At 38.2% G+C, this 21,956-nt stretch carries 20 protein-coding genes; 15 read left to right on the plus strand and 5 right to left on the minus strand.

Annotated features, from left to right (window positions below; translation table 11 throughout):
* The first annotated feature begins 1 nt into the window (after window position 1).
* Window positions 2-637: a hypothetical protein gene (locus UCH001_RS03930; RefSeq protein ID WP_067174538.1), complete on the plus strand. Its 636-nt coding sequence runs from the start codon at window positions 2-4 to the stop codon at window positions 635-637.
* Window positions 638-668: 31 nt separating this feature from the next.
* On the opposite strand, the gene UCH001_RS03935 is transcribed toward UCH001_RS03930, so the two are convergent.
* Window positions 669-1,568 (minus strand): LysR family transcriptional regulator, encoded by a 900-nt coding sequence (locus UCH001_RS03935; RefSeq protein ID WP_067174541.1) that lies wholly within the window; start codon window positions 1,566-1,568, stop codon window positions 669-671.
* Window positions 1,569-1,749: 181 nt separating this feature from the next.
* Between UCH001_RS03935 and sdhA the strand changes: the two genes are divergently transcribed.
* The 14 genes from sdhA (at window position 1,750) to UCH001_RS04005 (ending at window position 18,274) form a co-directional block, all read left to right on the plus strand.
* Window positions 1,750-3,600, plus strand: a complete 1,851-nt coding sequence (gene sdhA / locus UCH001_RS03940) for an 8-methylmenaquinol:fumarate reductase flavoprotein subunit (protein ID WP_067174543.1) — start codon at window positions 1,750-1,752, stop codon at window positions 3,598-3,600.
* Window positions 3,600-4,559, plus strand: coding sequence for a succinate dehydrogenase/fumarate reductase iron-sulfur subunit (locus UCH001_RS03945; protein WP_067174546.1), 960 nt, complete (start codon window positions 3,600-3,602; stop codon window positions 4,557-4,559). The genes sdhA and UCH001_RS03945 overlap by 1 nt, the downstream gene beginning before the upstream one ends.
* Before the next feature lie 3 nt (window positions 4,560-4,562).
* Window positions 4,563-5,417, plus strand: coding sequence for an 8-methylmenaquinol:fumarate reductase membrane anchor subunit (gene sdhE, locus UCH001_RS03950; RefSeq protein WP_067174548.1), 855 nt, complete (start codon window positions 4,563-4,565; stop codon window positions 5,415-5,417).
* 65 nt (window positions 5,418-5,482) lie between these two features.
* On the plus strand, window positions 5,483-6,826 hold the full coding sequence (locus tag UCH001_RS03955) for an OprD family outer membrane porin (RefSeq protein WP_067174550.1): 1,344 nt from the start codon (window positions 5,483-5,485) through the stop codon (window positions 6,824-6,826).
* Between the two features lie 107 nt (window positions 6,827-6,933).
* Complete coding sequence (locus UCH001_RS03960) at window positions 6,934-8,547, plus strand: methyl-accepting chemotaxis protein (RefSeq protein ID WP_067174553.1); 1,614 nt, start codon at window positions 6,934-6,936, stop codon at window positions 8,545-8,547.
* 82 nt (window positions 8,548-8,629) lie between these two features.
* The gene (locus UCH001_RS03965) at window positions 8,630-9,352 is read left to right on the plus strand and encodes a sulfite exporter TauE/SafE family protein (protein WP_067174556.1); all 723 of its coding nucleotides are present in this window, start codon (window positions 8,630-8,632) and stop codon (window positions 9,350-9,352) included.
* 115 nt (window positions 9,353-9,467) lie between these two features.
* Window positions 9,468-10,106 carry a Crp/Fnr family transcriptional regulator gene (locus UCH001_RS03970; protein ID WP_067174558.1) on the plus strand — a complete coding sequence of 213 codons (639 nt, stop codon included), beginning with the start codon at window positions 9,468-9,470 and terminating at the stop codon, window positions 10,104-10,106.
* Window positions 10,107-10,323: 217 nt separating this feature from the next.
* Window positions 10,324-10,857, plus strand: coding sequence for a cytochrome c nitrite reductase small subunit (gene nrfH, locus UCH001_RS03975; protein ID WP_067174562.1), 534 nt, complete (start codon window positions 10,324-10,326; stop codon window positions 10,855-10,857).
* Between the two features lie 11 nt (window positions 10,858-10,868).
* A complete protein-coding gene (nrfA, locus tag UCH001_RS03980; RefSeq protein ID WP_067174564.1) occupies window positions 10,869-12,401 on the plus strand; it encodes an ammonia-forming cytochrome c nitrite reductase in 1,533 nt (510 codons plus the stop codon).
* Window positions 12,402-12,505: 104 nt separating this feature from the next.
* Entirely contained in the window at window positions 12,506-14,887 is a 2,382-nt protein-coding gene (gene ccsA / locus UCH001_RS03985; RefSeq protein WP_067174567.1) for a cytochrome c biogenesis protein CcsA, read from the plus strand.
* A gap of 37 nt (window positions 14,888-14,924) precedes the next feature.
* The gene (locus UCH001_RS03990) at window positions 14,925-15,575 is read left to right on the plus strand and encodes a hypothetical protein (protein WP_067174569.1); all 651 of its coding nucleotides are present in this window, start codon (window positions 14,925-14,927) and stop codon (window positions 15,573-15,575) included.
* A 16-nt stretch (window positions 15,576-15,591) separates the two neighbouring features.
* A complete protein-coding gene (locus tag UCH001_RS03995) occupies window positions 15,592-16,254 on the plus strand; it encodes a Crp/Fnr family transcriptional regulator (protein ID WP_067174572.1) in 663 nt (220 codons plus the stop codon).
* A 20-nt stretch (window positions 16,255-16,274) separates the two neighbouring features.
* The gene (locus UCH001_RS04000) at window positions 16,275-17,648 is read left to right on the plus strand and encodes a type IV pili methyl-accepting chemotaxis transducer N-terminal domain-containing protein (protein WP_067174575.1); all 1,374 of its coding nucleotides are present in this window, start codon (window positions 16,275-16,277) and stop codon (window positions 17,646-17,648) included.
* Between the two features lie 56 nt (window positions 17,649-17,704).
* Window positions 17,705-18,274 carry an alpha/beta hydrolase gene (locus tag UCH001_RS04005; RefSeq protein ID WP_067174579.1) on the plus strand — a complete coding sequence of 190 codons (570 nt, stop codon included), beginning with the start codon at window positions 17,705-17,707 and terminating at the stop codon, window positions 18,272-18,274.
* Between the two features lie 7 nt (window positions 18,275-18,281).
* Here UCH001_RS04005 and UCH001_RS04010 read toward each other — a convergent pair whose 3' ends face one another.
* From UCH001_RS04010 to UCH001_RS04025, 4 genes are read right to left on the minus strand one after another with little or no spacing between them, the layout of a single operon-like run.
* A complete protein-coding gene (locus UCH001_RS04010; protein WP_067174582.1) occupies window positions 18,282-18,992 on the minus strand; it encodes an LrgB family protein in 711 nt (236 codons plus the stop codon).
* Window positions 18,989-19,336: a CidA/LrgA family protein gene (locus UCH001_RS04015; protein ID WP_067174584.1), complete on the minus strand. Its 348-nt coding sequence runs from the start codon at window positions 19,334-19,336 to the stop codon at window positions 18,989-18,991. Before UCH001_RS04015 ends, UCH001_RS04010 begins: the two co-directional genes overlap by 4 nt.
* 42 nt (window positions 19,337-19,378) lie before the next feature.
* Window positions 19,379-20,704 carry a TIGR04283 family arsenosugar biosynthesis glycosyltransferase gene (locus tag UCH001_RS04020; RefSeq protein WP_067174587.1) on the minus strand — a complete coding sequence of 442 codons (1,326 nt, stop codon included), beginning with the start codon at window positions 20,702-20,704 and terminating at the stop codon, window positions 19,379-19,381.
* Entirely contained in the window at window positions 20,686-21,780 is a 1,095-nt protein-coding gene (locus tag UCH001_RS04025; protein ID WP_067174590.1) for a phosphotransferase, read from the minus strand. The genes UCH001_RS04020 and UCH001_RS04025 overlap by 19 nt, the downstream gene beginning before the upstream one ends.
* Window positions 21,781-21,956: the final 176 nt, after the last annotated feature.

Consider the following 21,956-nt stretch of genomic DNA (forward strand, 5'->3'; position numbering starts at 1 on the left):
AATGAAAGCATTTCTAACCCTTTGTTGTGTTCTTTTGTACAGTTATGGAGCTGTTTCCGATGAGGTTTTTCAAGAGGCGCAGCGCATTTTACAGACACATCAAGAGAGCCACTACGACCATAAAACATCGATTGATGAAGTAAAAGGGTATTACCGTGTGGATTGCTCTTCGTTTGTCAGTTATATTTTGCATAAAAAAGCACCTTCGGCACTTACACTATTACCAATAGATGCTAAACATACCCGTTCAAGAGCGCAAAATTATTATGATTATTTTAAAGGTTTAGAGACTCCAAATAACCATTGGATGGCTATTAAAACCATTCTTGAACTTGAGCGTGGCGATATCATCGCATGGAAATATGACCCAAGTTTGCAAAAAAAAGATACAGGGCATGTTGTGATTGTCTCGCAAAAGCCAGTTCAAGAAGAATCTCATCTTTTTCGTATTCGTGTGATCGATGCTTCAAAAGGAAAACATGCCAATGATACCAGAGAAGAGGGAATCGATGGTATCGGCAGTGGCGATATGTGGTTTCGCATCAATGACAATGGCTCTCCTATAGGGCTTTACTGGTCAAGCAAAGAGAAAAAAGAGAGCCAACACCCTATTGCTATGGGACGAGTGCTCCAATAGCTCTATAATCTTTCCTATTTTTCAAGGTCATTTACACACTTTTTGCAATAGATAAAAACTCATATGCAATTCTCGATAAACGCTTATCTTTTCGATACGCAAGAACAATGGTACGTGTTAAGAGTGGCTCATCAATACTAAAAAGCATGAGTTTATCTTGTTTGTCTTCTTTGATAAATTGAGGTAAGGTAAAACAAGCACCGATGCCTGATGCAACGATAGAATTGGCAATATCAAACGTTTCAGTTTCGCAAAAAACTTTTGGTTCAAATCCTGCTTTTTTAAAGATAGAATCATAAATAGGACGGCTTCTTTGGCTATCTTTAGGTAGGATGAATTTTTCATTTTTGAGTTCACTTAAGTCAATCGTAGGGTAGCCCTTCGCTTTTTTCTTTGTTTTTTGAGCAAGCGGATGCGTAATAGGCAGTGCAAGACATACTTGTTCTTCTTTGATAATCTTATACTTTAACTCTTCTGTATTGAGTGGTAAGATCAGCGTTCCTATATCAATATCGCCATCGAGAAGCATTTTTTTCAAATTGAGCGTTGAGAAGACTTGTGTAATGTTCAAATCGGTATTTGGAAATTTTTTATAAAACGTTGAGAGCGCATCTTGAATGAAATGATAACCTGTCTGTGTAATTCCTAACCGCAATTTTCCATTTTCAAATCCTGTCACATCACGCATTTGTACATTAAGATCATTATAGAGGTCTATGATAGCGTTAGCTTTTGAGAGATAAATCTCTCCTGCATGGGTGAGGCTAATAGGTGTTGTACTTCGATCAAAAAGAGGAACCCCAATCTGCTTTTCTAGAATATTGATACTCTGACTTAAGGAAGGTTGCGCAATTTTAAGCTTGTGTGCAGCCTTTGTAAAGCTTTTTAATTTCGCAACCATGACAACACATTCTATTTGTTTTAAACTCATATAAACTCCTTTATTACGATATTTTGTAAGGTTTTCTATCATAATGAAAAACCTATGAGAATATACATAAAATGTACTTTGACTTATGGGTAAAAGTGTATTAATATTTTGCTGTTATTAAATTTAAAAAGTATTTGAAAAAAATAATTTTAAATTTATAAAATCATTTAGAGGAAATCTTATGAGTGAACAGTTTACCAGAAGAGAGTTTCTGCAGTCTGCTTGTATTACCATGGGTGCGTTGGCTGTAAGTACAACGGGCGCTGACAAAGCGTTTGCTGCAACTTCTGCCTCTACACCAAATACATCAGGGATACCAAGCTGCGATGTATTGATTATAGGTTCAGGTGCCGCAGGTCTTAGAGCGGCTGTAGCAGCACGTAAAAAAAATCCAAATTTAAGCGTTGTTGTTGTGAGTAAAGTGATGCCAACCAGAAGTGCTACAACCATGGCAGAGGGTGGAATTAACGGTGTTATTGATTTTAGTGAAGGCGATTCTTTTGAACTTCATGCAAAAGACACTGTTAAAGGTGGTGACTTCTTGGTAGATCAAGATACAGCTATGAAATTTGCTACCTACGCAGGTGCGGCAATTCATGAACTTGATTACATTGGTATGCCTTTCTCTCGTAATGCCAAAGGTGAAGTGGACAAACGTTATGCTGGTGGTGCTTCAAAAATCCGCTGTAACTTTGCCTCTGATAAAACAGGACATATCCTTACCCATACCTGTTTAGATGATGCCCTAAAACACGGTGTTAAGTTTTTGATGGATCATCATATGCTCGATCTTAGCATTGAAAATGGTCACTGCGAAGGTGTTGTTTTACGTAATATTAGAACAGGTGATATTGCTCCTGTTCGTGCAAAATCTGTTGTTTTGGCAACAGGCGGTTATACGCGAGTATTTTGGAACAGAACATCAACGCCTTACATCGCAACGGGTGATGGCGCTGCTGCAGCTCTTAGAGCTGGTTTAGCGTTTAAAGACCCTGAGATGCTTCAATTCCATCCAACGGGTGTCTGCCATGGTGGTACGCTCATTACGGAAGCGGCACGCGGTGAGGGTGGTATCTTGCTCAACAACCAAGGTGAGCGTTTTATGAAACGTTATGTTCCAAACAAAATGGAACTTGCACCTCGTGATATTGTTGCACGTTCTATTGAGACAGAGATTCGTGAAGGCCGTGCGTTTGGTCACGATATGGAAGCGTATGTTCTTCTTGATGTAACGCATTTGGGTAAAGAAAAAATCATGAGAAACTTACCTCAAATTCGCCACATCGGTCTATTGTTTGAAAATATGGACTTGGTTGAAAAACCAATCGCGATTCGTCCTACAGCACACTACTCTATGGGTGGTATTCACGTTACAAGTATTGATACGATGTCAACAACAGCTCCAGGACTTTTTGCAGCGGGTGAAGCTTCATGTGTTTCTATCCATGGCGCAAACCGCCTTGGTGGTAACTCATTGTGTGATGCAACGGTTACAGGAAAAATTGCAGGTATCAATGCTGCCGAATACGCGGCTAAAGCAGACTTCGGTTCTGGTAAACGATTGCATGATCTTACGATTAAATGGACAAGTCATTTTAAAGAGATTACCGGCTCAAACAAAGGTAATGTAAACGATATGTACGCTCTTCGTGAAGAGATGGGTGCGGCTAACTGGTATAACATGGGTATCTTTAGAACAGAGTCTAAATTACTCGCTCTTGCTGACAAACATGCTGAATTCCAAGCGCGATATGAGGCAATTCGTATTCCAAATTCAAATCCAGTATTTAATACTGCGTATACAGAATATGTTGAACTTGGCAACTTGCTTCTTGCATCTCGTGCCGCACTTATGGGTGCAACAGCACGTAAAGAATCACGTGGTTCTCACTTTAGAGAGGATTACCTCAAACGTGATGATGTTAACTTCTTAAAACACTCGATGGTTACCATGGATGAGAGCGGTAAAATGCATTTAGACTGGAAAGATGTTGTTGTCGGTCAGTTTAAAATTGAAGAGAGGAAATACTAATGAAATTTATCATTGATCGCTTTGATGGCAAAAAAAATTATCAACAAACCTATACGGTAGAAAAAAAGGATATAGAAGCATTGACCTTGTTAGGAACGTTGCTTTTTATTAAACAGCATCTTGATTTAACACTTAACTTTACTGCATCGTGTCGTATGGCGATTTGTGGTGCGTGTGGTGTGCGTGTCAATGGTCACTCTTATCTTGCCTGTGATACCAAAATGACAGAGCTTTTTGAAGAGTACAAAGATGCCGATACGTTTCGTATCTCTCCGCTTTCAAACTATACGGTCATTTCTGATCTTGCTGTAGATTGGGAGCCTGCAATTGAGAATCTTCGCAAAGTAAAACCAGGTTTGGTTGCGAAAGATAAATTCTCAGAAAAAGAGGGTTGTATTCAAAACCAAGAAGAGTACGACCGTATTGTGGGACAATGGGATTGTATCTTATGTGGTGTGTGTGCTTCTGAGTGTAATAAACTCACAGCAGATCGTTCTGACTACATGGAACCGTTTGTCTATACACGAGCATGGAAAGTTGCCAATGACTCACGTACGAAAGATCCAATGATTCACGTTAAACCGGCAGTTGCTAATGGTCTATGGAACTGTGTTCACTGTCATGAATGTACCAACCGTTGTCCAAAACACATCAGTGCTGCAGAAGACATCGCAGGACTTCGTGCAATGGCTATGAGAAAAGGTCTAAACTCTGGTGTTGGTCCAGCACACGCAAAATCATTCTACACAGACTTAGTGGAAGATTCAGGTCGTTTGAATGAAATCCGTCTTGCTCTTAGAACTGAAGGTGTCAGTACAGCGCTTCGTGCAGGTACAGCCATTACCTTAATGCGTGCAGGAAAAATGAATCCACTCGAAATCTTTGGTGGTCATACCATTGAAGGTCATAAAGACTTAGTAAAAATGATTGAAGCAGCAAAAGCTGCAAACAAGGAGTAACGTATGCAAAATGAATTTGCTTTTTTCCCTGGATGCGTGCTTACTCAAGCCGCTATTGAAGCGAAAATGTCTCTTGAGGCAATAGCCCCAATTTTGGGAATTAAATTAAGAGAGATTAATGGATGGAGTTGTTGTGGTGCTTCTCAAGCACAAGACGTTGATCCTCTAGCAACACTGGTTGCCAATGCGCGTAACCTAGCTTTGGCAGAGAAGATGAACTTGCCACTGCTTACAACCTGCAGTACATGTTTATTGATGTTACGTCGTGCGAAAGCACAATTAGACAATGGTCAAAAAGAGAAAATCAATACCTACCTTGCTAAAGGAAATATGAACTATAAAGGTAGTAGTGAAGTGACAAGCCTTCTTTGGGTATTGGCTCAAAATGCTGAGATGATTAAATCTAAAGTGAAAAAACCTCTCTCAGGTTTAAAAGTCGCTGTTTTTTATGGATGTCACAGTGTCAGACCAGGTAAAGATCTTGGGTTTGAAAGTTCAACCAATCCAACCAGTTTTGAAACCGTTGTTAAAGCTTTGGGCGCTGAGGTTGTACCTTTTAGCAAACGTTTGGATTGCTGTGGTTTCCATGCGGTATATCCTGCGGAGAAGTCTGTTATGAAAATGACCAGTGGCATTGTAAACAGTGCGGCTGAATCAAAAGCGGACTGTGTCGTCACACCGTGTCCTCTGTGCCAAATGCAATTAGACATTTACCAAGATGATGCACAAGAGACTACTAAATCAAAAGCGCGTGTACCAGTACTTCACCTCTCACAATTAGTTGGTCTAGCACTTGGTATTCCTGCTAAACAGCTTGGACTTGATTACAACGTTATTAGTGCGAGTAAATTAGGATAATGCTTTTAAGCCCATTCTTCACACCATGGAGTATGGGCTTCTTCTAAAATTAAAAAAGGATAGTTATGCAATTCGTAAAATTGAGTTTAGTAGCAGTAGTCGTTGCAAGTCTTGCATCACATACATTTGCCGCAGATACGCTTGCAGATGCATTTAAAAATGGTAAAGCAAGTGGCGAGCTTAGAGCATGGTATTTTGATAAAGATACAGAGAAACTGAATTCTTCTACAGCTCCTACAAGCGTTGTTAAAGATACCACAAAATCAGGAGATATTCTTAATACAGCGCTTATCTTAAATTATGTGACCGATACGTTTTATGGCTTTAATGTTGGTGCAACGATGCAAGCCAATGCTGCACCATTTGTTGATGAAGAGGGTAAAGAAGCTTATAAAGATGATATGTGGGGTTCAGGTGCTGTTCTATCAGAAGCGTATTTAGGCTATACCATTGGTAAAACCAATGCAAAAATTGGTCGTCAATTTATTTCAACACCTATTGTTAATGGTAGTGGTTCACGTATTGTAAAAGAGTCTTTTGAAGGTGCAACGATTGTCAACACAGACGTTCCATCAACCACATTGATCGCTGGATATGTCGATAAATTCCAAGGAAGAACCAGTACGGGTATGGGTTCAAGTGATGGTGATGCTCCAACATTTGAAAAACGTGCTATTTTCTTAGGAGTTAGTGCTAGTACAACTTATGCATTTGATGATGCTTATACGGTTGCTATTATTAATAAATCGATTCCTAATCTTACATTAACAGGTCAATATGCATGGGCAGGTGATGTTAACAAAGCTGATGATGTCGATGTTTACTATACTGAAGCCAACTACGTTCTTCCAATGAACGGTTTTAAACTAGGATTCGATGCAAATTTCCGTGGATCTAAAACAGACTTGGTTACAGGAACGGGTGTGAACGCAGTCTCTTACGATGGTACACAAACTGCAGGACGTATTTCAATTAGTGAATTGGCTGGTTTTGGTGCTGCATTTACTGCTGCAACCAACAGCAAAGATGATGCTGTCATCGCAGGTATGGGAAATGGCGCATCAAGCTATACAGCAACATTGGTAAAAGCAAGTAGCCCATCTTTAAGAGCAAATACAGACTCTTATCGTTTTGATTTAACCTATGATTTTTCTAAACTAGGTGTTACAGGATTGAAGAGTATTTTACAATATGCTCTAGCAAATCAAGATCGTGTTAAAAGTGCTCAAACAAGCGCTGACTATACATCCTATGCTGCTGGTATAAGCTATGCAGTTCCTGCATTAAAAGGACTTAGTTTAGAGCTTCAGTATGAAAAACAAGAGATTGAAACAACACGTTATTCAAACAATACCAAATTTACAGCAGATTTGGATGAGCTAAGATTTAAAGCAAATTATAAATTCTAAGAGGTGATGCCTTTTTGAAGATAAGAGGGAGTATCTCTTCAGATATTCCCTCTATACGTTAAAAACTTGTGACAGCATAGACTCTGTTACTTCAGTAAAGGATCTATATGACTCTTGCAAAACAACTCCTTACGATGTTAGCATCGGCTATTGTAGGCGCATCTATTATTTTTAGCATTAGCCTTGTAAAAATGGATCAAATCTATATAACAACAACGACATGTCAAACAAATACATTACCAAGTGTTTTATTGCTAGATGATATGCAAAGAGGGTTTTATCGTATTAGGCTTTTATTGTGGGAACATATAGGAACGGAAGTAAGTAATAAAGATGAAATGAAAGTCTTAGACGATAGGTATCGTACTTACCGCGGAGAGTTTGAAAATAATTTAAAGATGTATGCCTCATTTGCCACTGATGCAAAAGATCAAGAAATTTATGAGAAAGAAAAACAACTCTACGCTATTTACATTACAATGGCAGATACTGTTTTACAGATGTCACGAGAAGATAAAAAAAGTGAAGCCAAAGAGTTTATGCTTAAAAATCGAAAAATGTCACGTAATCTAACGGATACTATTGACGAACAAATGACATACAACAAAAAACTCTCCGAAGATAACGCTTTAGTGGCACACGAAACCAAACAAATGGCACGTGTTGAAATGACCATTATTATAGCTTTGGTAATACTTTTAACGCTAATACTTAGTTATCTCATCCGCAAGAACATTATGGATGGCGTACACTTGATACGAGACAGTATCACAAACTTTGTACGCACTAAAGAGCTTCGCTTTAGAATTACCTATGCTAAACAAAATGAAATTAAAGAGATTGTAGATAGCTTTAATGACTTGGTCAATACCTTAGAGCATACCATTACTGATGCTAAAACATCTTCCAATGAAAATGCATCGGTTTCACATGAACTCAGTACCACCAGTATGCAAATAGGAAGAAATGCAGAACAAAGCTCAAGTATTGTTGAAAATACCATTCATGAGATTGATACGATTAAATCCTTTGTACAACAGACAGCTAAACTCTCAGAAGGAATGAAAGAAGAGATCACCGATGCAGGTAAAAAACTAAACCATGCACAAGATGAAATCATTGCATTACGTAATGAAGTGGATCAAGCCAGTGAAGCTGAAACTGCCCTTGCAGGACAGTTAGAACAGATGAGTAAAGATGCAGAACAAGTTAAACAGATTCTTACGGTGATCTCAGATATTGCAGATCAAACAAACTTACTTGCACTTAATGCTGCTATTGAAGCAGCAAGGGCGGGAGAACATGGACGAGGATTTGCAGTGGTTGCTGATGAAGTACGAAAACTAGCAGAGCGAACACAAACTTCTCTTACTGAGATTAATGCTACGATCAATATCATTGTTCAATCGATTGTGAACTCCTCAGATCAAATGAATAGAAATGCTAAAAACATTCAAAGACTCTCCACTGTTTCAAGTACTGTTGAGAGTACTATTGTAGGAACAACGAAAGTCATGCACAATAGTATTGCCTCTGTCACGCAAAGTGCACAAAACTCATTAAAGATTGCACACGATACCGATAAAATTGTAGAGATGGTTTCTAACATTAATACCTTAACCTCTCAAAATGCCAGAAGTGTTGAGGAAATCGCTGCTGCTGCCGATCATCTCTCTAGGTTGTCAGAAACATTAAACAGTAAGCTTCAACAGTTTAGATAAACGTATAAATTCAAGGTACAATCTCTACATAATAATGAAAAGGTGTATCTTGAATGTTTTAAACTTTTAGGAAGATGATGTCATGGATACATTCATTTTAGGCTTTATGAGCTTTGGTACTTCCATTATAACTGCTGTTGTTGGCATTGGAGGTGGATTATTGCTTATATCTATACTTCCCTTTTTTTTACCTACCAATGCACTTATCCCTATCCATGGATTGAACCAGATTACAAGCAATATATCAAGAGCCTATTTTGGCTATAAAGATATACAGTTTCATGTTATTCCAAAGTTTTTAATAGGCTCTTTCATTGGTGTTGGAATCTTCATGTCTTTTTTAAAGATGGTATCAGTGACTTATATTCCTTTGTTCTTAGGTATTTACATTTTATTGTCCTTATGGTCTCAAGCTTTTAATGAGGCAATTATGAAGTATGAAAGCTATTATGTCATCGGTTTTTTTCAAACAGGTTTATCCGTTATCGTAGGGACAACAGGGCAACTTACGGTGACAAAGTTGCTAAAAGAGTTTCAAGACAAAAATAAAGTTGTTGCAACATCTGCTATATTGATGTGCATAACACATATCCTAAAAATCATAGTGTTTATCTATTTTGGATTTGTGTTTCGCGATTATCTAGATGTTGTACTGAGTATGGCCATAGGTTCTATTTTAGGTTCTTATATCGGAACGCACGTACGAGATAAAATCGATGGTAAAAAGTTAATTTTTATTCTAAAAATCTTTCTTTCGCTTCTTGCTGCAAAAAGTATTTTGAGTGTTATAACTCCCCTATGTTAAGGCACATTTGATAGAAATGTAAAAGGAGAAAAAGAAAATATTTTATAATTTAAAGAAAGTTCTAATCATGCTTAAGTTAGGATAGCCTCTACTTTTATTGTAAAGGCTTTGTATTATGGATAGAATTAGAAACATTTCATGTTTTTCAAAACTTACGGATGCGCAACTTGAAAAGCTGAAGAAGATTTCTGTGATTAAAAAGTATAAAGCAAAAGAAATTCTCTTCTATGAAGGTGATGAGCCTACATATCTTTATGTGTTGCTTCAAGGTACTTTAAAAGTTTATAAAACAAACCACAAAGGACAACAGATCTTTTTGCACCAATTTTACCCAGGTGGGTTGGTTGCGGAACTCGCTAATTTTGAAAATATTCCTTATCCTGCAACGGCTGAGTTTATGAGTGACAGTGAAGTGTTGCGCATTGATTATCAAGCACTTGAGAAAGATTTTTTCAAAAACCCCGAAATCTCTTTTGAGATTATCAAAAGCCTCATTGCAAAGCATAAAATCCTTATTGATGTTATTCAAAAAGAGGTAATTCTTACTGCTGACGCTAAGGTGGCTAAGTTTATTTTAGAAAACGAAGATCTTTTTAAGAAACTGAAAAATACTCAGGTCGCTTCTATCTTGAACTTGACTCCCGAAACACTGTCTCGTACCCTTTCAAAATTCAAATCTTCAGGGATTATTGACCTCGATGAGAAACATCATATTCGTGTTCTTAATCCTCAAAAACTAGAAGAAGTACTATAACTTTTTTTCATAACTGCTTGACATAAGTCAAGGTTTTTTTTCGCCTTTCTTTATACAATAGCTGCTAACTTTCATTATATTGTTTGTTTAATAATAAATTAATAATAGGAGGTTGTGAGTCTTTTGGCGCAAGATAAGCTTTTTTATCTTGTATTGGGTCTGGTTAGGCGTTGTTGCTTTGAGCTACAAAGCGACAAAGAATATCAAAGGAGGAAATGTGAAAAATAGTAATTTCCTAAAGTACGCGGCACTCTTGGTGTTTGTGGTTGCCATAGGCTTTTTCGCTTATATGGTACACGCATCCAAAGCGTTGTCGTATCTCTCCAGCGATCCTAAAGCCTGTATAAACTGTCACGTCATGAATACGCAATATGCGACATGGCAACACAGTTCACATGCTGAACGGGCTGGCTGTATCGATTGTCACTTACCACGTGATAATATGGTTAATAAGTACATAGCAAAAGCACGAGATGGTTATAACCATAGTGTTGCTTTTACATTCAATACGTACAAAAATGCCATTAAGATTAGTGATGATGGAGCGAGAAGAGTACAGGAGAATTGTATTTCTTGTCATGCGAGTTTAACCTCTCAAATGGCAATAAATAGTGACAAAGACCACAAGTATGATGATCCAAGCGTTGCTACTGGTAGACGTTGTTGGGAGTGTCATAAAGGTGTACCACACGGTAAAGTCAGAGGTCTTACAACGACACCAAATAACTTGGGTGTCAAAGAAGTTAAGTAAAAGGAGAAATGATGATGAAGTTCAAATTGTTGCTTGTAGGTTCTTTGGTCGCCATCGGTGCAATGGCGTTACTTGCAAACAATATTAATGACAAAGAAAAACAAAGAGTAGAACTTGCTAAAGCTCCAAGCCAAGCTGGCATTGAGGGTAAAGCAAAAAGCGAAGAGTGGGCAAAATACTATCCAAGACAGTTTGATTCTTGGAAAAAAACAAAAGAGAGTGATGATATCGTCGATATGCTCGATAAAAAACCTTACCTAGCAGTTGCTTGGGCAGGGTATCCATTTTCTAAAGACTATAATGCTCCACGTGGTCACTACTATGCAGTACAAGACAATGTTAACACATTAAGAACAGGTGCTCCAGTTGATGCAAAAACAGGTCCTCTTCCAACAGCATGTTGGACGTGTAAATCTCCAGACGTTCCTCGTTTGATCGAAGAAGATGGTGAGTTAGAATACTATACAGGTAAATGGGCAAAATACGGTTCACAAGTGGTTAACTCTGTTGGTTGTGCAACATGTCACGATGACAAAACGGCTCAACTTTCTGTTCGTGTTCCACACTTAAATCGTGGTTTACAAGCAGCTGGACTTAAAACATTTGAAGAGTCAACGCACCAAGAGAAACGCTCTTTGGTTTGTGCTCAATGTCACGTAGAGTACTACTTCAAAAAGACAGAGTGGAAAGATGACAAAGGTGCTGATAAAACAGCGATGGTGGTCACCCTTCCATATGCTAAAGGTTTAACTGTAGAGGCAATGGAGCAATACTACGATGAGATTAATTTCTCTGACTGGACACACAGTATCTCAAAAACACCTATGCTTAAAGCACAACATCCTGATTATGAGTTCTGGAAAACAGGTATCCATGGTCAAAAAGGCGTTTCATGTGCTGATTGTCATATGCCATACACTCAAGAAGGTGCTGTAAAATACTCAGACCACCAAATCCAAAGTCCTCTTAAAACAATGGATAAAAGCTGTATGAACTGCCATAGAGAAAGTGAAGAGAAACTTAAAGGTATCGTTCACCAAAAAATGGAGAGAAAAGACTTTATGATGGACATCGCATTTGATAACATTGGTAAAGCTCACCTAGAAACTGGTAAAGCAATGGAAGCAGGCGCAAGTGATGAAGAGCTTAAAGAAGTTCGTAAGCTTATCCGTCATGCACAATGGAGAGGCGATATGGCTATTGCTGGTCATGGTAACTTCTTCCACGCGCCAGAAGAGACATTGCGTATGCTAGGTTCTGCAAACGACAAAGCACAACAAGCGCGTATTAAACTTGTAAGCATCCTTGCAAAACACGGTGTCATGGATTATATGGCTCCAGATTTTGATAAAAAAGACAAGGCTCAAAAGCTTGCAAAACTTGATATGCCAGCACTTACTGCTGAAAAACTAAAATTTAAAGAGACACTTGAAAAAGAATGGAAAAAAGAGGCTGCTGCTAAAGGCAGACTTGCTCCAAATTCGGTAGCTCTTGATCCAGCAGTAGATAGCAAATCTTCTTACTTCGATAAAAATAAAAAGTAAGGTTTATATAGGAGAGAGATGAGTCTCTCTCCTACCTTATGATATACTAAAACTTCCAAAGGCACTTTTAGTGTGTCATCATATAAATATTTCCAAGGAAAACGGTGCTATTCAAAATTCTTAGCTCTTACAAAACGATGCTCTTTTTGCTCTTTTTTTTAGCGCTAGGTGCAGCCATCGCAACCTTTGTTGAGAACGATTTTGGCACAACCGTTGCGCGCCATTATGTGTATAACGCCATTTGGTACGAAATGCTTTTAAGCTTTGGCGCGCTCAATATTCTCCTTGTTCTTTACAAAACACAGATGATAAAACATCTTGCAAAATTTACATTTCACGCAGCATTTATTCTTATTCTCATTGGCTCTGGGCTGACACGATATTTGGGCGTAGATGGTGTCATGAAAATACGCGAAGGTGCAAGCACCAACATTATTTTTTCAACTGAAAAAAATGCAGAGATTACGCTTCCTTTCTCTGTTTTTCTTAAAGACTTTGAATTAGAACGCTACTATGGTAGTCGTGCACCTTCCGCCTACAACAGCGATGTGCGTATAGTTGATGGCAATACGACATTGGATGCGCAAATCTATATGAACCATACGCTAACCTACAAAGGGTATAAATTTTTTCAAACGTTTTATGATCCTGATGAAAAAGGCACCATTCTTTCTGTTACAAAAGATCCTGGAGTAGAGGTGACGTATGTGGGGTATGCACTACTGTTTTTAGGGCTTATACTCAATCTCTTTGATTCAAAATCACGTTTTAGAAAACTCATTTTACAAGTCAAACATAGCTCTTTAGTGGTGCTGTTACTTTTCATGGTACAAGCGCCTCTTTTTTCCCAAAGCGAGTACGTGCAAAACTACTTAGACGAGCACCAAAGTAAAAGTAAAGAAGTGAGCAATGCCTTTGGCAAATTGGTTGTTCAATCACGTATGGGGCGTATGAAGCCTTTTGATACGTTAAGCCAAGAAGTTTTATATAAACTCAGTGGTAAAAATAGTCTTTATGGCATGGATGCGATGCAAATCTCTTTAGGCATGCTTTCACATCCAACGGTGTGGAAAAACCTTCCGATGATTCAAACGAAAACACCAAGACTTAGAGAATTTATAGGCATTCCAAAAGAGCAAAAACTCGCTTCTTTTGAAGATTTTTTTGAAGGACATCGCTATAAGATAGACGCGGAACTTCAAAAAGCGCTTGCGATGAAACCAAGCCAACGTGGAACATTTGAAAATGACCTTATTAAAGTCGATGAACGCTTAAGCATCGCCTTTATGCTCTATCAAGGTGTACTCTTTAAAATCTTTCCATTACCAAACGATGCCAATCACACATGGTTAGCCTTCGAGCAGATGTTTGCACAACTTGAAGGGGTCGAAGCTGAAAAACTACAAGAGAGTTCAACGGCTTTTATTGGAGCACTCTTTGAGCGTAATTATGACAAAGCACTCTCTTATGTTAACGTATTTTCAGAGTTTCAAACGAAGTATGGCACTGATATTATGCCTACAAAAACGCATATTGAAGTTGAAATACTCTTTAATAAACTGATGATTTTTGAGCGATTGACATTGGTGTATGTTCTTTTGGGACTTGTTCTTTTAGTGGTCGCTTTTGGACGTGTCTTTACCCCTCAAAAATTTCCAGCTAAAATCGATAAAGTCCTTTTTGTGATTGTCGCAGCATTATTTGTTATACATACCTGTGGGCTAGCTCTTAGGTGGTATGTGAGTGGTCATGCTCCACTTAGCGATACATATGAGTCGATCGTTTATATCGCATGGTCGTGTCTGCTCTTTTGTATGCTCTTTTTACGCCGTTCGCTCTTTGCACTCTCAGGCTCAGTAATGATGGCAGGCATCTTTATGTTTGTGGCACATCTTGGGCATATTGACCCAGAAATCACCAATCTTGTGCCTGTGCTAAAATCATTTTGGCTCTCTGTGCATGTTTCTATCATCACGGCAAGTTATGGCTTTTTGGCGCTCGGCTGTGCATTGGGATTTTTTACGCTGATTTTATTCGCACTCAAGCCATCTTCGCAAACCATCTCTACCATCAAACATTTAACTACTATCAATGAAATTACCCTTATTTTAGGGCTTTCTCTTCTCGTCATTGGTAACTTTTTGGGTGGCGTTTGGGCGAATGAGTCATGGGGACGTTACTGGGGGTGGGACCCTAAAGAGACATGGGCATATATCTCAATTTTGGTGTATACGATTATTTTACACGTACGACTTGTTCCAAAATTTTATTCACATTATCTCTTTGCAGTCCTTTCTCTCTTAGGATTTGCTTCTATTTTGATGACCTATTTTGGGGTCAATTTTTATCTTGCTGGTATGCATTCTTATGCTACTGGCGATCCTGTACCTATTCCTGGTTGGGTATATGTTTGTACTTTTGTGGTAGCATTGCTGATTATAATATCGTATAAAAATAGACTTCTAACGAAGTCTTCTGATGCGTAAGCATCAAGCTTTACTAAAATAAATTTAAAGGAAAAAAATGAATAAAATGAAATTAGTAGCTCTTTCGTTAGCACTTATTGGTAACCTCCATGCAGGCGATGTATTTGAGGGAACTGTTGTTGACACTTTACAAGGTGGCGGTTATACGTATTTGCAAATTGATGATACTAAGAAAAAATACTGGGTAGCTGTTGAAGGTACAAAAGTAGAGAAAGGAACAGAAGTTCGTTTTACAGAAGAATTACGTGCGAAAGATTTTGAAAGTAAGGCACTCAACCGTAAATTTGATGAAATTGTGTTTGCTTCCAATTTACAATACCGCACAAATGTACCTGAAAAAGGAAATCTATCGCTTATTACAGAGCAGGTTAAAGAGTCTCCTTACAAACAAAAAGATACAATGAGTATTAAAGAGGCATGGGAAAACCGTGTCAGTTTAAAAGATAAAACCATTGCGATTCGTGGTAAAGTTGTTAAGGCATCTCCAAATATTCTTGGACGTAACTGGGTTCACATCCAAGATGGTACAGGCGAAGGCACTGAAGTAGGACGTATTGTATTTACTTCAAGTGAACTTCCAAAAGTAGGAGATATTGTCACCGCTAAAGGTGTTGTCAATGTGGACAAAGATTTCGGTTCAGGGTATTCTTACAAAATTATTATTGAAAATGCTACATTTAGCAAATAAAATATAAAGAGGTTTGATGGCAAACGATCCTTTAACATTAGTTTCTTCATTGCCACTGTTTGATTCACTTCAACGTGAAGACATCGAAAAAATAGCCTCATTTTGCAGCGTGCGTCATCATAAAGCGGGTGACGTACTCTTTTATGAAAAAGACACCAAAGACGCGATTTACTACATTATTCAAGGTTCGGTCAAATTTTATAAGGTTGATCGTTTTGATAATGAAATTTTCCTCTATAAACTCTACTCAAACTCACTTATTTTTAACGTCTCCAAATTGATTGATAGCTTTTTTATCAGCTGTTATGCCAATGCGGAATTTTTAGAGGATAGCACAATTTTATGCATTCAAAGTCAGCCATTTCGCGAGATGATTTATGCAAATCACCGTTTGATGACAAAGATTTTAGAAGAGTCATTTAAGATGATACAACAGATGCAGTGTATCATCAGTCGTGACGTCGTGTTTGATGGAACGGCAAAAGTGGCTCATATGCTTGTTAATGAACTTGATACATTTAATAAACTCAAAAAACATGAAATTGCGTATATGTTGCACATTCAACCTGAAACACTTTCACGTATTTTAAATAAACTGACTCGTAATGGAACGATTGAGATTGAAAAAAACAGCGTTGTGATCTTGAATATTCAAGAGCTCAAAGATATTTATGAATAAATTTTTTAGGACATTGTAAAATGAAACCAACCGCTATTAGTGCAAAGATGCGCCTCGCTGGGGGATTGTTGTCGTTTGTCATTATATTTATCATCTCTTTAACCGTTATGATGAATCAAATGAGTAAAAAAGACTCTTACATCATTAACATTGCGGGTAAGCAGCGTATGCTCTCTCAAAAGATGAGCAAGGAAGTTTTCTTCATCGTACACCGACATACGAATGACTTTCGTGAACTCAATACGGCTGTGAACCTTTTTGAAAATAGCCTCAAAGATCTTTTGTATGGCAATGATGCCAAAGGCATTTATGCTCCACAAAATGAGCGTATTAAAAGCAAACTTGAAGAGGTCATGAGCCTTTGGTTACCATTTCGTGAAGAGATTGAAGCTTTAAAATCTGGCATTGAAGCAGTACGCCCTGATATGGAAGTCTTAACACCTCGCATCGAGAAGTTGTTGGTACTCTCCGATAATGTTGTTCAACGTATGGTTGCTGCAAATTTAAGTAATGTGCATATCGACCTTTCTGGTCGTCAACGTATGCTTTCTCAACGTATGGGTCTCTATGTTAACCGTTATTTGCGCACATCAAACGCACAGGATTTACTTGTTTTTGCAGATGCGAAGGCTTTGTATAACAAAACGATAAAAAGCTTTTTAGATGATCCTGCAGTAAAGAGCTCTCCTGAGGTATATGCTATTGTTAAAGAGACTAATGCCTACTGGGAAGAGTACATCCTTTATTTAGACCATATCATGAAAGAAGAGAGCGAAATCAATAAGCACTTGGCATTTGTGTATGAAAAAAACGTCCAACTGCTTAATGCGATGGATGAAGCCGTCTGGCTCTATACCGATCACAGTGAAGCTAAAAACGATATGTTCCTCAAATTCCAATATATCGCGCTTTTGGTTGGACTTATCATCATTGTCTATGCGTTTGTGATGACCAAAGAGATTATCGAGCATTTAGAAGGATTTGTTCAAAAAGCCAAAGAGCTTGCTCATGGTGACATCAGTAGTTTTTCTGCCAAGCCTGTCACACTCTCTGAAAACAGTGAAGATGAACTCAAAGAAGCTTCTACACACATCTCACTCTTTGTTCAAAAAGTCAATCTTGCGATGAAAGACTCAGAAGATGCCCTTAAAAAAGCTGAAAATGCAGTTTCTCAGCTGCAACAACTTGCTCTTGAAGTTGAAGATGTTATCGAAGATATGGGCATTGATGAGAATGAAAAGAAGACATTTGATAGAAATGTCAATGCCACGGAAGATATCGCCATTCAATCGGCTGAAAATCTCATTCATGTCAACCGTATGCTTCAGAAATTGAAAAAAAGTCTCAATTCGATGGTTGAGAGTAATCAATTGGAAGAAAAAAAAGGCGAGTAACAATTTATTTAAACTCTTGATGTATCATAATTTTAAAGATACACCAAGAGGCTTGAATGAAAAAAGTATATATTATTCATGGCTATTACGCTTCGCCACATGAACACTGGTTTCCATGGTTTGTTGAAAAAGTCCAAGCAGGATATGGCATAAATATAGAAGTGTTACGTATGCCAACCCCTGAATCTCCGCATGTTGATGCATGGCTTGAAAAATTGCACAGCAAAATTGGAACACCCAACAATCAAACATTTATTATCGCGCATAGTTTAGGATGTATAGCGCTTTTACGCTACTTAGAGAGTTTGCAGGAGAGTTTCTCGCTTGGAGGGATGATTCTGGTCTCGCCTTTTGATAAACCCCTTGAAATCTTTCCTCATCTTAATGACTTTGTTGATGTTACACCTAATTATGCAAAGATAACTCGCAGTGTCTTGCAAAAATATACAGTTTTCTCCGATAATGACATGTACATACCTGCGTCCATCAGTAAAAATGTAGGTATTAATCTCGATAGCGCACTCTATGAAATCCCTCGAGGAGGGCATTTCTTAGGCATTGAAGGATTCGAGACATTTCCTGAACTGTACGAGATTTTTAGACAAATGATGAACAAGTCTGTTTAAGGAATTTCTATAAAAAACCAATCACAATTGGCAATAAAACAGCCGTAAAGACACCGACCAAACCCATCGCTAAAGCAGCGAATGCGGCTGCATTTTCACTGATTTCAAGAGAACGAGCGATGCCAATCGCATGCGAAATAAGTCCGAGTGTAAATCCTTTTGCCGCGTCATGTTTGATTTTTAGAACTTTAAATACAAATGTTCCAAAAAGCGCGCCCAAAAGTCCTGTTAGAACAACAAATCCCATCGCTAATGAAGGAACGGCTCCAATGTCTTGCGCGGTTATGAGCGTAATAGGTGCTGTAACAGACTTTGTTGTCATAGAGAGCATCGTGATTTTTGAAGCGTCAAAAAGCCATAAGATCCCAACAGCACTAAGAATTGTAAATGTTCCACCCGCAAAAAGCGTAACGGTAATAGGAAGAAAATAAGCACGAATCAACTTGAGATTTTTATACAGAGGAAGTGCTAGTGCTACTGTAGCAGGTCCTAGAAAAAAGTGCAAAATAGAGACTGACTCAAAATACTGTTTGTACGGGATTTTTGCAAGAATGAGAATAGGCAACATAATAAGATATGCGATCACAATAGGCTGCAGCAAAGAGTGCTTGCCACTTTTTTCATAAACGAGGATGCCTATTTTATAAGCACTAATGGTGATAATAATCCACGTTAATGGGGTACTTGTTACATATGCTATCAGTGCGTCAGTATTCATTCTCTCTCCTTTCTTGAAATTAAAACATCGATGAGTTTTGCACTAAAAGCAAGGGCTATAAATGTTCCAACAACTAATGAAGTAAGTATGGCAACAAGTTCATTGGTAATCGTATCAACTTGTGTGATGATGCCTGCGGCGGCTGGAATGATGAAAAGCGGTAAATAGCGCAATAACCAAAAAACAGAGGTGTCGAGTGCATGAAAACTACCTTTTCGAACAATCAAAAAGAGTAAAAGTAAGACCATCCCGATGATAGCGCCAGGGACTTTTAGCTCAAAAAGTTTTGTAATGCACTCTCCCACAAATTGGAAAAGTAAAAGGGTCAATATACCGTGTAACATCTAGATTCCTCATAACAAAATTGCAGAATGATTATACAAAATTTAGTTGCGATGCGTTTTATAGTGATGAATTAATTTTTCTGGTGAAATACCTATGGCGTAGAGTAAGCTTAAAACACGGTTGCGAAGTGTCGTGTAAAAAATGCCTTCTTTATGCCATCTTCGTGCCGAAGTGAGAACTTTTGGTTTTAATAAAGCAACTTTTTCACGATGATGTTTGATGCGCTTCATCATCTCTACATCTTCCATTAAAGGGATGTTTTTATAGCCACGAAGCGTTTTGAAAAAAGAAGTTTGAAAAAAATGTGCTTGGTCACCATACGGAATATGAGTAATTGATGTGCGAAGATTTGCCATGATCTCAATGCATCGAAGAAAAAGATGCGTGTCATCAATAGCCAGTGAAAAGGCTCCTGCTTTATGTTTTTCTAACGCCTGTATTATCCATCGATCCCAATGATACGGAAGGCGTGTGTCAGCATGCAAAAAAAGCAGTACTTCTCCTGATGCTCTTAGCGCTCCTTCATTCATTTGGTTGGCTCTGCCTTTTTTTGCGTAAGTAAGGTGTACATTTTCAAGTTTCAAACGGTGTACTGTCGTGATCGCATGCGTATCTACTACAATGATTTCATAATTTTGGGCGTATGCCATAGTTCTTAAATGCGCTATAGTATGCAACAAGGTCTCATCTTCATGGTACACAGGAATCACCACACTAATGTGAGGTTGTTTCTCTAGTGCTTGTTTGGCAAAATCATACAAAGGAGTGTGAGACGCTGTGCTTAAGTACGCACGAAGATCTTCTAGCGTATCGATATCACGAAGTAGAGCGCCTTGCGCTACATGGAGATGTGAAAGTTTGAAAAGAGTGTTGGCATACACATCTTTTTGGCTATACATGATCCCCTCAAATGCAGCTTTGCAAAAAGTCTCCTTTTTGAAGCCGATAAGATAGTATCCGCCATCGTGTGTTGGACTTAGGATGGCATCGTTTTGAAGAAGCAAACTAAAGGCTTCTGTAATAATACCTTCATCGATTTCTGGAATATCAGAGCCTATAAGGATAGCGTTTGTATACCCTTGTTCAAATACTGTTTTGAAGGCATTTTGCATACGCTTACCCAATCCATCACCTGTTTGATAAAAAAGCGTTTTTCCTTCCACGTAAGAGGGCAAAGCAGTCTTTTCTTCATCATCATAAGCAATGATGACATCACAGTTTTGGGGCATTGTAAGATTTAAAAGCTGTTCGCACATCAAACGGTAGAATGTGGTCGCCGCTTGAACACCAATGCTGTTTGCAAGGCGTGTTTTGACACGACCAGGCAAGGGTGCTTTCATAAAAACAATCAGTGCATTTTGTCGCATAAATGCTTCTCAACAAGGCTTATAAAATCTTCTAAACTTTTCATCTCGAAAAAGCGTTCAATCATCTCAATGCTTAGTTGTTCACAGACTTTGTAGGCTTTTTCTTTTGCTTCCAATGTGGCTATGGCTTCAAGTGGTTTAGCCTTTGCGGGTACAACCAAGCGGCGCGAAAGCTCTGCACCGCAAAAACCAACACTTTGTTGCAAAATGTGCTCAGGTACAATCGCGATACCTTTTTCAAAAGCTTTCCAGAGTGAGCGGACAATAGGCTGAAACTGAATGGGCTTGCTCTCAAAACAGTTATAAATTTCACCAAAAAGAATGTGTGCCAGCAGAGTTCCTATGTCAAATCCTAAAGGGGCGAAAAGGGAAAATTCTGCATCAATAATAGCGAGGCTTTCATTCTTAATCATCACGGAGCCTGTGTGCAAATCACCATGAATTAAACACTCTTTCTCTTCTTGGAAGAGCTTAAGAAGGTGTGCGATATTTTGCATAAAGTGTGTACTTTTAGCTTTAGGTGTAAAGTACGAAGGACACAGCAGGGCAGGGTGATTTTCAATATAAGGAAAAATGAAAATATACTCTTCACTAATACGTTTCAATGTAGCATTTTCATAGTAGTGTATCTCGTGTTTTGGCGGTGGTGTTTTGGTGTAGAGTGTCGCTAGAAATGTACCAAGTTTGGCGTAAAGTGAAAGCGAAATAAACTGCGACAACTGTGCACTTTGCAAAAGTTTATAGCTGCTAAGATCTTCCATCGCAAAACAAAATGCCTCTTCATCACAATGATAAATCTCAGGAATCAATGAAGGTGCGATATTTTTAAAATAAGAGAGTGTATGCATTTCCACACAAATACGCTCTTGTGGTAGAGGAAAATCTTCACCAAGTAGCCTAAGATAGGGCGCAGCGTATTTGAGAATCAATGAAGTTCCGCTGTCATCACTAATACGAAAGATAAAGTTTAAGTTACCATCTCCTATCTCTTCTACATGGAGGGTTTCGTTTTTAAAAAAAGCTTTTAAATGAGTTGTCTTGTCGATATAGCGAATAATGTCGTTTTTCGTTTTCACGCGCAAAATCCTTTTTTGAAAAAGCACTATTATAGCAGAACAAGTCAAGAAACATTGACCACAATTAACCTTTTTCTAAGTCTCAAAAGCTTATCATACATTTAACTCATGTAATGGCTTAAGGATTAAGCATACATCAAAACGACATGACACTGCTCTTTTGATACCCCTTTATA

The sequence above is a fragment of the Sulfurospirillum sp. UCH001 genome (assembly GCF_001548035.1).
Lineage (GTDB): Bacteria > Campylobacterota > Campylobacteria > Campylobacterales > Sulfurospirillaceae > Sulfurospirillum.

Coding starts and splice junctions, on each gene's coding strand:
- UCH001_RS03930 (WP_067174538.1), top strand. CDS start 2: ATGAAAGCATTTCTAACCCTTTGTTGTGTTCTTTTGTACAGTTATGGA.
- UCH001_RS03935 (WP_067174541.1), bottom strand. CDS start 1,568: ATGAGTTTAAAACAAATAGAATGTGTTGTCATGGTTGCGAAATTAAAA.
- sdhA (WP_067174543.1), top strand. CDS start 1,750: ATGAGTGAACAGTTTACCAGAAGAGAGTTTCTGCAGTCTGCTTGTATT.
- UCH001_RS03945 (WP_067174546.1), top strand. CDS start 3,600: ATGAAATTTATCATTGATCGCTTTGATGGCAAAAAAAATTATCAACAA.
- sdhE (WP_067174548.1), top strand. CDS start 4,563: ATGCAAAATGAATTTGCTTTTTTCCCTGGATGCGTGCTTACTCAAGCC.
- UCH001_RS03955 (WP_067174550.1), top strand. CDS start 5,483: ATGCAATTCGTAAAATTGAGTTTAGTAGCAGTAGTCGTTGCAAGTCTT.
- UCH001_RS03960 (WP_067174553.1), top strand. CDS start 6,934: ATGACTCTTGCAAAACAACTCCTTACGATGTTAGCATCGGCTATTGTA.
- UCH001_RS03965 (WP_067174556.1), top strand. CDS start 8,630: ATGGATACATTCATTTTAGGCTTTATGAGCTTTGGTACTTCCATTATA.
- UCH001_RS03970 (WP_067174558.1), top strand. CDS start 9,468: ATGGATAGAATTAGAAACATTTCATGTTTTTCAAAACTTACGGATGCG.
- nrfA (WP_067174564.1), top strand. CDS start 10,869: ATGATGAAGTTCAAATTGTTGCTTGTAGGTTCTTTGGTCGCCATCGGT.
- UCH001_RS03990 (WP_067174569.1), top strand. CDS start 14,925: ATGAATAAAATGAAATTAGTAGCTCTTTCGTTAGCACTTATTGGTAAC.
- UCH001_RS03995 (WP_067174572.1), top strand. CDS start 15,592: ATGGCAAACGATCCTTTAACATTAGTTTCTTCATTGCCACTGTTTGAT.
- UCH001_RS04000 (WP_067174575.1), top strand. CDS start 16,275: ATGAAACCAACCGCTATTAGTGCAAAGATGCGCCTCGCTGGGGGATTG.
- UCH001_RS04005 (WP_067174579.1), top strand. CDS start 17,705: ATGAAAAAAGTATATATTATTCATGGCTATTACGCTTCGCCACATGAA.
- UCH001_RS04010 (WP_067174582.1), bottom strand. CDS start 18,992: ATGAATACTGACGCACTGATAGCATATGTAACAAGTACCCCATTAACG.
- UCH001_RS04015 (WP_067174584.1), bottom strand. CDS start 19,336: ATGTTACACGGTATATTGACCCTTTTACTTTTCCAATTTGTGGGAGAG.
- UCH001_RS04020 (WP_067174587.1), bottom strand. CDS start 20,704: ATGCGACAAAATGCACTGATTGTTTTTATGAAAGCACCCTTGCCTGGT.